Origin of the sequence: Pseudonocardia sp. ICBG1034 (assembly GCF_020131375.1) — a bacterium.
GTDB lineage: Bacteria > Actinomycetota > Actinomycetes > Mycobacteriales > Pseudonocardiaceae > Pseudonocardia > Pseudonocardia alni.
Map to the genome: position 1 here is coordinate 181,597 of NZ_JAHLEK010000017.1, position 14,451 is coordinate 196,047.

At 75.0% G+C, this 14,451-nt stretch carries 14 protein-coding genes and 1 riboswitch; of the genes, 5 read left to right on the plus strand and 9 right to left on the minus strand.

Features of this window, described 5'->3' with window-relative positions:
- Positions 1-61 precede the first annotated feature (61 nt).
- A complete protein-coding gene (locus KPF22_RS15770) occupies positions 62-1,447 on the minus strand; it encodes a chloride channel protein (protein WP_224402514.1) in 1,386 nt (461 codons plus the stop codon).
- 53 nt (positions 1,448-1,500) lie between these two features.
- A complete protein-coding gene (gcvP, locus tag KPF22_RS15775; RefSeq protein WP_208820319.1) occupies positions 1,501-4,392 on the minus strand; it encodes an aminomethyl-transferring glycine dehydrogenase in 2,892 nt (963 codons plus the stop codon).
- 168 nt (positions 4,393-4,560) lie between these two features.
- Positions 4,561-4,655: riboswitch (glycine riboswitch) on the minus strand.
- A gap of 73 nt (positions 4,656-4,728) precedes the next feature.
- On the opposite strand from gcvP, the gene KPF22_RS15780 reads away from it, so the two are divergent.
- Complete coding sequence (locus KPF22_RS15780; RefSeq protein WP_062394965.1) at positions 4,729-5,028, plus strand: YiaA/YiaB family inner membrane protein; 300 nt, start codon at positions 4,729-4,731, stop codon at positions 5,026-5,028.
- 17 nt (positions 5,029-5,045) lie between these two features.
- Here KPF22_RS15780 and KPF22_RS15785 read toward each other — a convergent pair whose 3' ends face one another.
- The 5 genes from KPF22_RS15785 to KPF22_RS15805 form a co-directional block, all read right to left on the minus strand.
- The gene (locus KPF22_RS15785; protein WP_208623102.1) at positions 5,046-5,624 is read right to left on the minus strand and encodes a MerR family transcriptional regulator; all 579 of its coding nucleotides are present in this window, start codon (positions 5,622-5,624) and stop codon (positions 5,046-5,048) included.
- A gap of 273 nt (positions 5,625-5,897) precedes the next feature.
- A complete protein-coding gene (locus tag KPF22_RS15790; protein ID WP_010224693.1) occupies positions 5,898-6,374 on the minus strand; it encodes a bifunctional nuclease family protein in 477 nt (158 codons plus the stop codon).
- A gap of 383 nt (positions 6,375-6,757) precedes the next feature.
- Complete coding sequence (garA, locus tag KPF22_RS15795; protein ID WP_062394962.1) at positions 6,758-7,210, minus strand: glycogen accumulation regulator GarA; 453 nt, start codon at positions 7,208-7,210, stop codon at positions 6,758-6,760.
- A gap of 183 nt (positions 7,211-7,393) precedes the next feature.
- Positions 7,394-7,786 (minus strand): glycine cleavage system protein GcvH, encoded by a 393-nt coding sequence (gene gcvH / locus KPF22_RS15800; RefSeq protein ID WP_062394959.1) that lies wholly within the window; start codon positions 7,784-7,786, stop codon positions 7,394-7,396.
- 10 nt (positions 7,787-7,796) lie between these two features.
- On the minus strand, positions 7,797-8,561 hold the full coding sequence (locus KPF22_RS15805; protein WP_208820318.1) for a CDP-alcohol phosphatidyltransferase family protein: 765 nt from the start codon (positions 8,559-8,561) through the stop codon (positions 7,797-7,799).
- Positions 8,562-8,624: 63 nt separating this feature from the next.
- On the opposite strand from KPF22_RS15805, the gene KPF22_RS15810 reads away from it, so the two are divergent.
- The 4 genes from KPF22_RS15810 (at position 8,625) to KPF22_RS15825 (ending at position 12,400) form a co-directional block, all read left to right on the plus strand.
- Positions 8,625-9,152: an OsmC family protein gene (locus KPF22_RS15810; RefSeq protein WP_062394956.1), complete on the plus strand. Its 528-nt coding sequence runs from the start codon at positions 8,625-8,627 to the stop codon at positions 9,150-9,152.
- Between the two features lie 296 nt (positions 9,153-9,448).
- The gene (locus tag KPF22_RS15815) at positions 9,449-10,366 is read left to right on the plus strand and encodes an MEDS domain-containing protein (RefSeq protein WP_208820317.1); all 918 of its coding nucleotides are present in this window, start codon (positions 9,449-9,451) and stop codon (positions 10,364-10,366) included.
- Positions 10,363-11,313, plus strand: a complete 951-nt coding sequence (locus KPF22_RS33175; protein ID WP_224402515.1) for an ATP-binding protein — start codon at positions 10,363-10,365, stop codon at positions 11,311-11,313. The genes KPF22_RS15815 and KPF22_RS33175 overlap by 4 nt, the downstream gene beginning before the upstream one ends.
- A 217-nt stretch (positions 11,314-11,530) precedes the next feature.
- Entirely contained in the window at positions 11,531-12,400 is an 870-nt protein-coding gene (locus KPF22_RS15825) for a BTAD domain-containing putative transcriptional regulator (RefSeq protein ID WP_224402516.1), read from the plus strand.
- Positions 12,401-12,466: 66 nt separating this feature from the next.
- Here the strand turns inward: KPF22_RS15825 and KPF22_RS15830 are convergent, their stop codons facing one another.
- Positions 12,467-13,246 carry an enoyl-CoA hydratase/isomerase family protein gene (locus tag KPF22_RS15830; RefSeq protein ID WP_224402517.1) on the minus strand — a complete coding sequence of 260 codons (780 nt, stop codon included), beginning with the start codon at positions 13,244-13,246 and terminating at the stop codon, positions 12,467-12,469.
- Positions 13,243-14,247, minus strand: coding sequence for a glucose-6-phosphate dehydrogenase (coenzyme-F420) (fgd, locus tag KPF22_RS15835; RefSeq protein ID WP_208820313.1), 1,005 nt, complete (start codon positions 14,245-14,247; stop codon positions 13,243-13,245). Before fgd ends, KPF22_RS15830 begins: the two co-directional genes overlap by 4 nt.
- Positions 14,248-14,451: the final 204 nt, after the last annotated feature.

The window sequence follows — 14,451 nt, forward strand, 5'->3', positions numbered from 1 at the left end:
TCGTCGAGGAGGTCCCGGCCCCGCGCACGCCGCCCCGCTGCCGGCGACCTGATCGCCGGTCTCAGGTCGACTGCTCCGGCGACGGCTGCGCGGCCAGGCGCGCCGAGTAGATCGAGTACCCGTCGAGCCACCGGGCCACCGCGGTCGCCACCAGCGTCGCGGCGACCAGCGGGACGGCGATCCCGAACCCGGTGCCGGTCAGCTCCAGCACCAGCACGAGGCCGGCCAGCGGCGCCTGCATCCCGGCCCCGATCATCGCGGCCGCCCCGACCAGGGCGAACGTGCCGACCGGAGTGCCCGGCCACAGCGCCGACCAGGCCCCGCCGAGCGCGGCCCCGAGGACCGCGCCGGTGCACAGCGTCGGGGTGAACAGTCCGCCGGACGCGCCGCTGCCCAGGCACATCGCCGTCACCAGCGGCTTCAGCACGGCCAGCGCCGCGAACAGCAGCAGCGCCCCGCCGCCGAGGAAGGCCTGCTCGGCCAGGTCCGCGCCGTTGCCGTAGAGCTGCGGGAACGCCGGCCCGGCCACACCGAGCAGCCCGAACGCGACGACCGGGGCGGCGATCCGCCACCACGTCCGCCGGGGCCCGTGGTGCGACACGAACCCGATCAGCCGGACCCAGCCGGTCGCGAGCACCCCGATCAGCACGCCCGCGGGCACCGCCCACACCAGCAGCGACGGCGTCGTCGCCGGGACCGGGAGGCCGGGGTAGACCGGCCCGGCGGGCAGGTACAGCCAGGCGACGACGGTGGCGGTCGCGGTGCAGGCCAGCGCGGGCAGCACCACCGGCAGCCGCACGGTGCCGACGAGCACCTCGGCGGTGAACAGCGCCCCGCCCAGCGGCACGTCGTAGACGCAGGCCAGCCCGGCGCCCGCGCCGCAGGCGACCAGCAGCCGTCGCTGCTCGAGCGACAGCCCGCCCCAGCCGGCCAGGACCGCGCCCCACACCCCGCCCATCAGCTTGGGCGCGGCCTCCCGGCCGAGCGAGGCACCCAGCCCGACGACGATCTCCGACAGCGCCGCCGTGCCGGTGCTGCGGCGCACCCCGAGCCGCGCGTCCCCGGTCCAGATCGCGTCGTCGACGTCGGTGCGGCCGGGCACGAACCGGCGCAGCAGGTACCCGCCGACCCCGGCGACGAGCCCCGCCACCAGCAGCGGCCACACCCGCCCCCAGGTGTCGGCCCGCTCGACCGCCGCCTGGAACCCCTCCGCCGCCCCGGACCCCCAGGCCCACTCCGACACCGCGTGCAGCAGCGCCATCAGCACGATCCCGGACAGCCCGGCGGCGACCCCGGTCCCGACGAGCAGCAGCCAGAACCGGACGGTCAGCGGCGACGCACCGTCACCGGTGACGTTGGGCTGGTCGGTGGCGGCCCGTTTCGACCCGACGCGCGTCCGCAGGACGGGGGCGGGGACCCGGAGGCGCTCACTCGGTCGGCGTGACACGCCGCCATGATCCCCGCCCTGTCCGGACATTCGCCCGGCGGGCCGGTGCCGGCTCAGGCGAAGGCGTCCGGCGGCGGACAGGAACAGACCAGGTTCCGGTCGCCGTGGGCGCCGTCGATCCGGCGCACCGGAGGCCACACCTTGCGGTCGTGCACCCCCGGGGTGACCCCGGTCGGGTACGCGGCCAGCTCCCGCGGGTACGGGTGGTCCCACTTGTCGTCGGCCAGGCAGGCCGCGGTGTGCGGGGCGTTCCGCAGCGGGTTGTCCTCGGCGGGCCACTCCCCCGCGGCGACCCGGTCGATCTCGCCGCGGATCGACACCATCGCGGCGACGAACCGCTCGATCTCCGCGAGGTCCTCGGACTCGGTGGGCTCGACCATCAGCGTCCCGGCCACCGGGAAGGACATGGTCGGGGCGTGGATGCCGTGGTCGATGAGCCGCTTGGCGACGTCGTCGACGGTCACCCCGGTCTCCTTGGTCAGCGTGCGCAGGTCGAGGATGCACTCGTGGGCCACCGTGCCGTCGGCGCCCGCGTAGAGCACCGGGAAGTGCTCCCGCAGCCGGGTGGCGACGTAGTTGGCGGCCGCCACCGCGGTGAGCGTGGCGCGGCGCATCCCGTCCAGGCCCATCATCCGCAGGTAGGCCCAGGAGATCGGCAGGACGCCGGGCGAGCCGTGGCGGGCGGCGGACACCGGGCCGACGCCGCCGTCGGACCGGGGCGTGCGCCCGGGCAGGAACGGCGCCAGGTGCTCGGCCACCGCGACCGGGCCGACGCCGGGCCCGCCGCCGCCGTGCGGGATGCAGAAGGTCTTGTGCAGGTTGAGGTGGCTGACGTCGCCGCCGAAGGCCCCCGGGCGGGCGACCCCGACGAGCGCGTTGAGGTTGGCGCCGTCGACGTAGACCTGGCCGCCGGCGTCGTGCACGGCGGCGCACACGTCGCGGACCCCGGCCTCGTAGACGCCGTGCGTCGACGGGTAGGTGATCATCAGCGCGGCGAGCCGGTCGCCGTGCTCGGCGATCTTCGCGTGCAGGTCGTCGAGGTCGACGTCGCCGCCCGGTGCGGTCCCGACGACGACCACCCGCAGCCCGGCCATGACCGCCGAGGCGGCGTTGGTGCCGTGCGCGGAGGCCGGGATCAGGCAGACGTCGCGGTCGGTCGCCCCGCGGCTGCGGTGGTACGCGGCGATGGCGAGCAGCCCGGCGAGCTCGCCCTGGCTGCCCGCGTTGGGCTGCAGCGACACCGCGGCGTAGCCGGTGAGGTCGGCCAGCCAGGTCTCCAGCTGGTCGATCATCTCCCGGGTGCCGGCGGTGTCGGACTCCGGCGCGAGCGGGTGCAGGTCGGCGAACTGCGGCCAGGTCACCGCCTCCATCTCGGCGGCGGCGTTGAGCTTCATGGTGCACGAGCCCAGGGGGATCATCGTGCGGTCCAGCGCGAGGTCGGCGTCGGCGAGGCGGCGCAGCCAGCGCATCAGCGCGGTCTCGGACCGGAACTCGTGGAACGTCGGGTGCGTGAGGTACTCGCTCGCGCGGCGCAGGCCCGCGGGCAGCGCGTCGGCGGTGTCCCCGTCGAGCGCGGCCACGTCCACCCCGGTGACGCCGAACGCCGCCCACACCGCGTGCAGGTGCGCCACGGTGGTGATCTCCGAGGTGGCGACGCCGACCTCGTCGTCCGAGGCGCGGCGCAGCGCGATCCCGGCGTCGTGCGCGGCGGCGACGACGGCGTCGGCGCGGCCGGGGACGCGGGCGAGCACGGAGTCGAAGAACGCGTCGTGGACGATCTCCACCCCGCCCGAGCGCAGACCGGCGGCGAGCACCGCGGCCATCCGGTGGGTGCGGGTGGCGATGTCGCGCAGCCCGTCCGGGCCGTGGTGCACCCCGTAGCAGGCGGCCATGACCGCGAGCAGGACCTGCGCGGTGCAGATGTTGGAGGTGGCCTTCTCCCGGCGGATGTGCTGCTCGCGGGTCTGCAGCGCCAGCCGCAGGGCGTAGTGGCCGTCGGCGTCGCGGGAGACCCCGACCAGGCGTCCCGGCAGCTGACGGGCGTGGCGCTGCCCGACCGAGAGGTAGCCCGCGTGCGGGCCGCCGAAGCCGAGCGGCACCCCGAAGCGCTGGGTGGACCCGACCGCGGCGTCCGCGCCGAACTCCCCGGGCGGGGTGAGCAGGGTCAGGGCCAGCAGGTCCGCCGCGACGGCGACGAGTGCCCCGCGCCCGTGCGCGGCCTCGACCAGCGCCGACGGGTCGGCGACCCGGCCCGACGCGCCCGGGTAGGACAGCAGCACCCCGAAGAACTCGCCCTCGGGCAGCACGCCGTCGCCGAGGTCGGCGACGACCAGCTCGATGCCGAGCGGCTCGGCGCGGGTGCGCAGCACGTCCACGGTCTGTGTCACGGTGTCGGCGTCGACGACGAACCGCGGGCTGGTCGAGCGGTTGGCCCGGCGCAGCAGCGTCATCGCCTCGGCGGCGGCGGTGGCCTCGTCGAGCAACGAGGCGCCGGCGACCGGGAGCCCGGTCAGGTCGGACACCATGGTCTGGAAGGTCAGCAGGGCCTCGAGCCTGCCCTGGCTGATCTCGGGCTGGTACGGCGTGTACGCGGTGTACCAGGCCGGGTTCTCCAGCACGTTCCGGCGGATCACCGACGGGGTGCGGGTGCCGTGGTAGCCGTAGCCGATCATCGGGACGGTGACGGTGTTGCGCCCGGCCAGCTCGCGCAGCTCGGCCAGCATCTCGGCCTCGCCGACCGGCGCGGGCAGCGAGGCACCGACCGGTGCGTCGTCGCGGATGGTGTCGGGCAGCGCGCGGGCGGCGAGCGCGTCGAGGGAGTCGACGCCCAGCACCTCCAGCATCCGGGCCAGGTCATCGGGGCGGGGCCCGATGTGGCGCTCGGCGAACGGGAGCCCCCGCTCCAGCTCGGCGAGGGTGGGACGGTGCTCGGACGTCGGGCTCACGGCGCCTCCGGAGGTCGTCGGGCGGATCGGGGCAGGGCGACTGGCCCCTTCCCCTCTGTCCGTACCCGGAGACCGGGCGCCTGAGAGATTCACCGGAGGCTTCCGGCTTTCCCCGTCGGCGGACGGGCGCCCCGCGTGCGTGTGCGGCCCGTCGCTTTCCAGAGGCGCCTCGACCGCGCGGTCCGTGTGCCTGAGAGATTCCGGGAAGGGGTTGCTCCTTCGGCGCCCGGGCTCGTTCCCCGGGGCTCTCCCGCGCGGCGTCGACGACTACCGGGCCAGCCTACCTGCGTAGTTCTGCGGCGTCGCCGCCTGCGCCGGCTCGTCACACTTCCTGCCATGTCGAACACCAGCGCTCCGAACACCACCCCGGCCACCACCGCCGCGTTCCACACGCAGGCGATGCTGTCCTTCGGCGTGTCGCTCGCGGCCGTCGTCGTCGGAACCGTCTACCTGCCCGTCGACGGGTGGGTGAAGGCGTTCCTCGCCATCGCCGTGCTGTACGCGATCACCTCGGCGTTCACCCTGGCGAAGTGCGTCCGGGACCGGCAGGACAGCCTGACCGTGGTCAACCGGGTCGACCAGGCGCGGATGGAGAAGCTGCTGGCCGAGCACGACCCGTTCCGCGCCGTCGCGTAGGCCCGCCGGAGCGGGAGTCAGGAGATCGCGCGGCGTGCGCGGCGGCGGGCCAGCTCGTCCTCGGGGGCCTCGTCGACGGTGCCGCCGTCGGCCCGCTCGGCCGGGAAGTCCTTGATGACGCCGGAGATCTCGCGCATCGCCCCGGACACCGCGATCCCGAACACGCCCTGGCCGCCCTGCAGCAGGTCGACGACCTCCTCCGGGGAGGTGCACTCGTAGACGGTGGTGCCGTCGGAGAACAGGGTGATGCCGGCCAGGTCGCGGATCCCGCGCCGGCGCAGGTGCTCGACGGCGATCCGGATGTTCTGCAGCGAGACACCGGCGTCGAGCAGCCGCTTCACGATCTTGAGGACGAGGACGTCCTTGAAGGAGTACAGCCGCTGGCTGCCCGACCCGGCGGCGCCGCGGATCGACGGCACGACCAGCCCGGTGCGGGCCCAGTAGTCCAGCTGCCGGTAGGTGATGCCGACGACCTGACACGCGGTCGGCCCGCGGAAGCCGACCAGGCGGTCGGTCACCCCGTCGAGCCCCTCACCGACGAGCGGGTCCGGGAACAGCTCTCCCTGACCCGGCCCCTCGGGTGGTGGCGTCTGCACCGCGCGGTCTCCCTCGGTCGGGACCGTGGCCCTCCCCTACCATGTGACTCTGGGTAGTGGGTGAGTTCCACGGATGTCATCAGTCGTGATGACGGTAGGCCCAGTGGCCGAGGTGGTCAACGCGGCTCGCCGACCCGGGCGTACCGGACACCCGCCCGGGTTGCCGGGTACGGAGGGCGTACAGCCGCCGAACGGTCGGTGACGTCGGTGAACGGTCGGACCGCGGTCCATCCGGTTCCACCGCCGGGTGACGGCGGTGGTCACCCGGACGGGTCAGCCCGGCTGGGCCCCGCGGAAGTCCTCCGGCGACACGGAGTCGAGGAACTCGCGGAACTTCTCGACCTCGTCCTCCTGCTCGTCGGGGATGACCAGACCCGCCTCGGCGAGGACGCTCTCGTCGGCGTGCACCGGGACACCGGTCCGCAGCGCCAGCGCGATCGAGTCGCTCGGCCGCGCGGACACCGTGACGCCGCCGTCGAAGATCAGCTCGGCGTAGAAGGTGCCCTCCTGCAGGTCGGTCACCCGCACCTGCTCGAGCCGCCGCCCGAGTGCCCCGATGACGTCCTTGAGCAGGTCGTGGGTCAGCGGCCGGGCGGGCTTGACCCCCTGCTGCTCGAGGGCGATCGCCGTCGCCTCCACCGATCCGATCCAGATCGGGAGGTATCGGTCGCCGTTCGTCTCCCGCAGCAGCAGGATCGGCTGGTTCGCCGGAAGTTCGACCCGGACGCCCACGACGCGCATCTCGCTCATCAGCCCGCCTCCCCGGCCCTGTCGGGCCTGTCGGGCCGCCCGGGTGGACACGCCACCCCGGCCGCCCTGATCGCCTTGCTCGCCCTGACCCGTGCGGCGGACCCCGACGGGCTCCGTGTCGTTGTCACCGCACTGCCACCGACACCTGATGACGCTACACGGCGGTCCGCCCCGACGCGCGCCTCCGGACGGGGAGTGACGGGGTCCGTTCGACGATCGTCACACGCCCGTCGCGCACGGCGTGTCGGCTCGACACCCGCCGGCCCCCGTGCGCGCAGAAGGCCCGTCGCACCAGGGGGTACGGAAGCCCCCCGGCCGCGACGGGCCGGTCGTACGCGTGGGTCCGTGGGCGGCACCGGGGGCGCCGCCGCACGGAGCCGCGGTCAGCCCTGGGCGCCCGGCTCGCGGGGCCCGGTCAGGAAGACCAGCCGGAACTTGCCGATCTGCACCTCGTCGCCGTTGGCGAGCACCGCCGTGTCGACCGGCTCGCGGTTGACGTAGGTGCCGTTGAGGCTGCCGACGTCGACCACGACGAACTCACCCGCGTCGCGGCGGAACTCCGCGTGCCGCCGGGAGACGGTGACGTCGTCGAGGAAGATGTCGCTGTCGGGGTGCCGGCCGGCGCTGGTGGTCGGCACGTCCAGCAGGAAGCGCGAGCCGGCGTTCGGACCGCGCCGGACGACGAGCAGCGCCGACCCGGCGGGAAGCCCGTCGACACCCGAGACGGCGGGCTCGGCGGCCGGCTGCTCGACGTCGGCGAGGAAGTCCGCCCGGAAGACCGACGTGGTCTCCGGTGCGCGCTCCGGTGGCACGTCGCGCGGGTCGTTCGTGGTCACCTCGGGGACTCCTCCTCGCGGATGCGGTGCCCGGACGGCGTCCGGGCGGTCAGGGCTGTGCGGGGCCGGTGTCCCGGTCCCTTCCGGACGGCACGTCCAGGGAATGTGAACCTACCGGTCGGAGCGGCCGGGGCGATACGGAGGTCGGCGCGCCGTGCCGCGTGGTGCGGCGGGCGGGCCGGCTCAGGCGCCGTCGGACAGCTGGCGGTAGGCCTCGGCGTCGAGCAGACCGTCGAGCGAGGCCCCCTCGGCCAGGCGGATCTCGACGATCCACCCGTCGCCGTAGGGAGCGGAGTTCACCAGCTCCGGACCTGCGTCCAGCCCGTCGTTCACGGCGACGACCTCGCCGCCGACCGGGGCGTAGATGTCCGACACCGACTTGGTCGACTCGACCTCGCCCATGGCGTCGCCCGCGGCGAGGGTGTCGCCCACGGCCGGCAGCTGCACGAAGACGACGTCACCGAGCTGCGACTGGGCGTGGTCGGTGATGCCGACCCGGACCACCCCGTCCCCGCTGCGGCGCACCCACTCGTGGGCCTCGGTGTAGGACAGGTCCGACGGAATCTCCGAGCTCACGCCGGGGAGCCTATCCCCCGGCGCCGCCGTGATCGAACCGGGTCGACGGGGCCGGGACGCCCGGCGCCGGGCGCCGCATCGCCAGCCGGAACTGGACCAGGTAGAGCAGCCCGGACCACAGGTAGAGGGCCACGCCCCAGATGGCGAAGGCGTTCGCGACGACGCCGACCACGGCCTCGGCGGGCGAGGGACCGTCTCCGAGCAGGAGCAGCGGGAAGGCGTAGAGCAGGACGAAGGTGGCGGCCTTGCCGAGGTAGACGACCTCGAAGGGGCCGTAGCCGCGGTGGCGCAGCACGAACACGCAGACGGCGAGGACGACGTCGCGGGCCAGCAGGGCGACCACCGCCCACCACGGCACGATGTCGCGCGCGGCCAGCCCGACCAGCGCGGCCAGGATGTAGAGGCGGTCCACGGCCGGGTCGAGCATGGCGCCGAACCGGCTGAACTGGTCCAGGACGCGGGCGAGCTTGCCGTCGAGCCAGTCGGTGAACCCGCCGATCGCCAGCACCGCGACGGCCCAGCCGTCGGCCTCCGGGCCGAGCATCAGCCACAGGAACAGCGGTACCCCGGCCAGGCGCAGCATGCTGAGCGCGTTCGGGACGGTCCAGAGCCGGTCGTCGTCGGTGGGCGGGCCGACGGTGTCGTGCACCGAGTCCCGGACGGTGTCGCGCACCGTGTCCCGGACGGTGTCGCGGGCCTCGCGGACCGAGTCGGCGGCCTCGCGGGCGCTGCGGCGCACCGCTGCCGCCCGTCCGGTGTCGCTCTCCCCGCCCACACCGGGCACCCTAGTCGTCGGGTCGGGATGTGCGGGGCGCCCCGTCGGGGTGAGGATGGGGACATGACCGACACCAACATCTCCCTGCGCGACATCCAGGCCCCCCTCAAGCAGCAGTACCGCGACGACCCGGAGTCGGCGGTCATCACCCTGAAGGCGGACGGCGAGCTCGGCTCCGGTGTGGCGTGCAAGGTCTCGACCGGCCAGGCGATGGCCGAGGCGGGCCTGCACCCGGCCACCGGCGGCGACGGCACCCAGCTGTGCTCGGGCGACATGCTGCTGGAGGCGCTGGTGGCCTGTGCCGGGGTGACCCTGCGCGCGGTGGCCACCGCGCTGGAGCTCGAGGTGCTCGGCGCCGTGCGCGCCGAGGGCGACCTCGACTTCCGCGGCACCCTCGGCGTCGCGAAGGACGCCCCGGTCGGTTTCCGGGAGATCCGCCTGTCCTTCGACGTCGACATCCGCGACGGCGGCGCGCCCGCCGCCGAGGACAAGGTCGCGACCCTGGTGAAGCTGACCGAGCGGTACTGCGTCGTCCTGCAGACCATCCAGGGCAGCGCGACCACCTCGGTCGCGGTCAACCCGGCCGCCTGACCCGCCCGCAGCACGCCGGACGGCGACCACCCGGACACCGGGTGCGACCGCCGTCCGGCGTGCACCGGGCAGCGCCGAACGGCCGTAGGTCCTGGTCGGACCGGGTCTGCCGACCCCGGTCGCCCGCCGGTGGCGATCCGCTCGTCGCGCGTCACCGTCGGTTCGGCGCCCCACACGCTCCGAGGTCTCCGGTCCCCGCCGAGGGCCTCCGTACGGTTGATCCGTCCAGGAGTTCGTGACGGGGTGTGCCCGGCGCCGCGACGTGCGGCGGCGGGGGTGCGCGCGGCAGGTGAGACGTGATCAAACTGGCGGACGCGCTGACGTCCGGAGATCACGTGTGCGCGGTCCCGGACAGCACGGAGCACCTCGGCGAGCTCGCCGCCGCCTACGTCGCGCACGGTCTCGACCGGGGCGAGCGCATCCTCTACTTCGACGACGACGGCGCCGCCGACGTCCTGCTCCGCCGCCTCGTCGAGGACGGCGTCGAGGTCGACGACCCGCTGCGCCACGGCCAGCTGGAGATCCTGCCCCCCGAGCGGACCCGGCGCACCTTCCGCACCCCGCTGTCCGAGGTGCACGCCGGGATGTCCGGCGAGGTCGCCCGCTCCCGCGAGCTCGGCTGGAACGGCACCCGGATGACCGGCCAGATGCACTCGGTGCTCGAGGCGGGCGCCGCGGGCACTCTGCCCGAGTACGACGGCCTGCTGGCCCGGCTGGTCCGCGAGAGCGCGGGCGGGCTGACCGCGCTGTGCACCTACGACACCGAGCACTTCCCGGCCGAGCAGATCGACATCATGCGGGCGCTGCACCGCGACCACGTCCCCTGCTCCACCGCCTACGACGACGGCCTGCTCCGGATCGTGCGCCTCGGTACCGGCCACGCCCGGCTGGCCGGCGAGGTCGACCACAGCAACCGCTCGAAGATCACCTCGCTGCTGCACTCGGCACTGGACGCCGCGCTGCGGTCCGCGGACGCCTCCACCGACATCGGCCTGGACCTGGCCTCGGTGCGGTTCGTCGACGTCGCCACCGCGGTCGCGCTGGTGCACGCCGCCGAGGGCTTCCCGGCCACCCACCGCCTGGTGCTGCACCGGGTCCGGCCGCGGGTGCTGCGCGTGCTCGAACGCTGCGGCGCGGCCTTCTCCCCGCAGCTCGTGTTCGACGACCATCCCCCGGCCCCCGGGGTCGTGCACCCGGGAGGACAGCTCCGGTGAAGGTCAACCCCGCGCCCCGCCCGCCCGGCTTCCGGCACGCCCTCGTGCACGCCGACGACCCGGTCGAACTGCTCGCCGCCGTCGCCCCCGCCGCCCGGGCCGCGGCGCGGGACACCGGCGCCCGGATCGCGGTGGACCTGCCCGCGCCGCTGGAGCAGGCGCTGCACGACGAGCTCGGCGACGAGGTCGAGCTCGGCAGGCTCACCTCGCTGACCAGCTCGGCCCGGGAGTCCGGACAGACCGTCGCCGCCTGGCGGGCCCGGGAGCTGCGGGCGCTGACCTCCTCGGGCCGCCCGGTGTTCGTGGTGGGCGCGCACGACCCGGACCTCGACGGCGTCGACGGCGGGTTCTGGGTCGAGCTGGAGGCCGCGCTCAACATCTCCCTCGCGGGGCTGCCGGTCCTGCAGGTGTGCGCCTACCCCCGGCTGCCGCTGCACGGCGCGGTGGGCGAGTCGGCGGTGGCCAACCACCCGCTGCGGCTGCGCGCGTCCGGGCTCACCGAGAACCCGCGGCACCGCCCGCCCGCCGAGGTCCTCGCGGCCCTGCCGATCGCGCCGCCACACCTGCTCGGACCGCCGGACGTCACGTTGTCCTACAACACCTTCGAGCTGTCCCGGGTGCGCGACGCCGTCGAGGAGGCCGCCCGGGTGTGCCGGTTCGACCCCGTGCGCGGCGAGGACATGGTGCAGGCGGTCAACGAGGTCGCCACCAACGCGGTCGAGCACGGCTCCCCGGAGGCGGGGCTGTCGGTGTGGGCGCGCGACGGGGAGCTGGTCTGCGAGGTGCAGGACAGCGGGGCGATCGCGCTGCCGCTGATCGGGCTCGCGCCGCCGCACCCGTCGCAGGCACGGGGGCGCGGGACCTGGATCGCCCGGCAGCTCTGCGACAGCCTCCACGTGTGGCGGGCCCCGGACGGGACCCACGTCCGGCTGCTCTCCCGGGCCTGACGCAGATCTCACAATCCGGCCGTACCCGGATCCCACACCGTGGGCACTGCTGGGCTATCCTCGTCCCACGACACCACACGGAGACGCCGCCCGCCGTCCGTGTCGGTGCGGTTCCGTCGTGCCCGCTCCGCGATCCGAGGCCTCCCGCCCGGCGCGCCCCGGCTCCGTGCGGAGCCGATCGCGGGCCGCACGTCACGACCGATCCGGGGAAACGGCCATGTCCGACGATCACTGTCGATCCAGTGAGCAGAGCACTCCCACCTCCACCCCGCACGTGCGGGTGCTGGGCTCGTTCGGGCTGCGCGCGGGTGACCGCGCCGTCCCGCTGCCGGTCGACTCCCGTCGCCTGGTCGCCTACCTCGCCGTCCACCGGCGGCCGCAGCCGACCGCGGCGCTCGCCGCGACGCTGTGGCCCGGGGTCGGTCCCGTCCCCGCGGCCCGGCTGCTCGACGAGGCCGTCGCCGGCGTCGACGTACCGGGTCTGCTCGACGCCGACCACCTCGGCCGGCTGCAGCTCGGCGACGACGTGGTCGTCGATCTCACCGAGGCCATGCTGTTGATCCGCGGGCTGTCCGCGCCCAGCATGCTGCGCACCGTACGTGAGATCGGCGCGCCGGAGACCGCGCTGCTGGAGGCCGACATCCTCCCGTCGTGGACCGCGGCGTGGATCGCCGTGGAGCGCGAACGGTTCCGCCAGCTGCGCCTGTCCGCCCTGGAAGGGCTGGCCGGCACGCTCACCGCCGCCGACCGGCACGACGACGCCGTCGCCGTCGCGCGCCGGGCCGTCGTCACCGCGCCGAGCCGCGAGCGGTCGCGCCGCGCCCTGGTCGAGGCCCTGCTCGCCGGTGGGCAGGTCGCCGACGCGCTCGCCGAGTACGAGGAGTTCCAGCGGCTGCTCCGCAACAGCGTCGGCGCCACCCCGGACTCCGAGCTGGACCGCCTGCTCGCCCCGCTCGACGCGGGCTGGCCGCTCGGCCCGGGCCTGCACCGCCCGGCCCGGCGCTTCGCCGTGGGCATGCCCGGCACCGGCCGCGGCCCGCAGCGCTCGCGCCGGGTCGTCGCGGGGAGCCCGGCCAGCGGGCGCTGACCGGCCACACCGACGACGAGGGGGGCGCGACCCGGACGGTCGCGCCCCCCTCGTCGTGTGCGGTGGTCAGTGGAACTGCGGGCGGCGCTTCTCGCCGAACGCGGCGAGCCCCTCGGCACCCTCCGGACCCGCGGCGCAGGTCGCGATGGAGTCCGCCTCCGCCGCCAGTTGCTCGTCGAGCCCCCGGTCCCAGGTCGCGGTCAGGAGCCCGCGGATGCGGCCCAGCGCGGCCGTCGGTCCCTGGGCGAGCCGGTGCGCGACCGCGGCGGCCTCGTCGGCCACCCGGTCGTCGTCGACGACGGAGGCGAGCAGCCCCAGCTCGGCCAGCGTCCCGGCCTCGAGGACCTCGTCGGTGAGCAGGACCCGCCGCGCCCGCGCGGCGCCGATCAGCCGCGGCAGCGTCCAGGTCATCCCGCCGTCCGGGGAGAACCCGATCCCGGGGTAGGCCGGGCGCATCCGGGTCGAGGTCCCGCCGACGGCGAGGTCACAGGCCAGCGCGATGCTCATGCCCGCACCGGCGGCCCAGCCCGGCACCGCCGCGACCGTGGGCACCGGGGAGGCGGCCAGCGGGCGCAGCATGGAGTGGAAGGTGTCGGCGAGGCCGTGCACGTAGGCGTAGCGGTCCTCGGCCCCGGCGAAGGCCCGCACGTCACCGCCGGTGCAGAAGTTCTCGCCGTCGCCGTGCACCAGCACCGCTCCGGTCTCGGCCGGGTCGAGCGCCAGCAGCGCCTCGGTGACCTCGGCCATGGCGGGCCCGTCGAGGGTGCCGTGCCGGCCGGTGGAGACCCGGCAGCGCAGCACCCGCCCGTCGCGGGTGACGGCGGGCGCGCTCGTCGCGGCGCTCACGCGAGCGCCCGCAGCTTCGGCGCGACGTCCTCGGTGAACTGCGTCAGGAACCGGCGCTGGTCGTGCCCCGGTCCGTGCACGACGAGGTGGTTCAGGCCCGCGTCGAGGTAGGGCTTGATCTGCTCGACGGCCTCGTCGGGGTCCGACGCGACGATCCAGCGCTTGACCACCTGCTCGATCGGCAGCTCGTCGGCCAGGCGCTCCATCTCCTGCGAGGAGTCCACGGAGTTCTTCTGGTCGGCGGTCAGCGACAGCGGCGCCCAGAACCGGGTGTTCTCCCGCGCGGCGTCGGGGTCCCGGTCGTAGCTGATCTTGATCTCGATCATCTTGTCGATGGCGCCCGCGTCGCGGTCGGCCTTGCCCGCGCCCTCCTCGACGCCCGGGAGGAGCTTGTCGGTGTAGAGGTCCATGCCCTTGCCGGAGGTGCAGATGAACCCGTCGCCGAACCGGCCTGCGAACCGGGCTACCATCGGCCCCCCCGCGGCGACGTAGATCGGCACCGGCTGCTCGGGCCGGTCGTAGATCATGGCGTCGACGAAGGTGTAGTACTCGCCCTCGGTGCTGACCGACTCCTCGGTCCACAGCGCGCGCATCATCTTCACGGCCTCGCGCAGCCGGGCGAAGCGCTCCTTGAACTCGGGCCACTCCCGCCCGGACACCGCGATCTCGTTCAGCGCCTCGCCGGTGCCGACGCCGAGCGCGACCCGGTTGCCGGTGAGCAGCGCCATCGTGGCGAACTCCTGGGCCAGCACCGCCGGGTTGTAGCGGAACGTGGGGGTGAGCACGGAGGTGCCGATCTGCACCCGCTTCGTGCGCTCCCCCACCGCCGCCATCCAGGGCAGCGCGGCCGGGGCGTGCCCGCCCTCGTGCCGCCACGGCAGGAAGTGGTCCGACGCCCAGACGCTGTCGAGCCCGAGCTCCTCGGCCAGCACCGCGTACTCGACGAGGTCGCGGGGGCCGAACTGTTCGGCCGACGCCTTGTACCCGATCTTCAGATCCACGGATCCGTCCTTCTCGCGTGATCGCCCGGCGCCCGGTGTGCGGACGCCGTTGGTCCTGCAGGTCTTGCTACACCCCGGGGCCGTCCGGCGCAGCACCGCGGCGCCCGCGACACCCGGGCGGTGACCGGGACCACGCCACGGCCGGGCCCGGGCGCGGTCGGCGGTGCCGCGAGGTGAGTGCCGGGCGGGGCGCACGCGGCGGGG

What these genes read in the sequence shown, in the direction of transcription:
- KPF22_RS15780 (WP_062394965.1), top strand. Translation starts at nt 4,729, where the DNA reads ATGTCGAACACCAGCGCTCCGAACACCACCCCGGCCACCACCGCCGCG.
- KPF22_RS15825 (WP_224402516.1), top strand. Translation starts at nt 11,531, where the DNA reads ATGTCCGACGATCACTGTCGATCCAGTGAGCAGAGCACTCCCACCTCC.
- KPF22_RS15790 (WP_010224693.1), bottom strand. Translation starts at nt 6,374, where the DNA reads ATGAGCGAGATGCGCGTCGTGGGCGTCCGGGTCGAACTTCCGGCGAAC.
- KPF22_RS15810 (WP_062394956.1), top strand. Translation starts at nt 8,625, where the DNA reads ATGACCGACACCAACATCTCCCTGCGCGACATCCAGGCCCCCCTCAAG.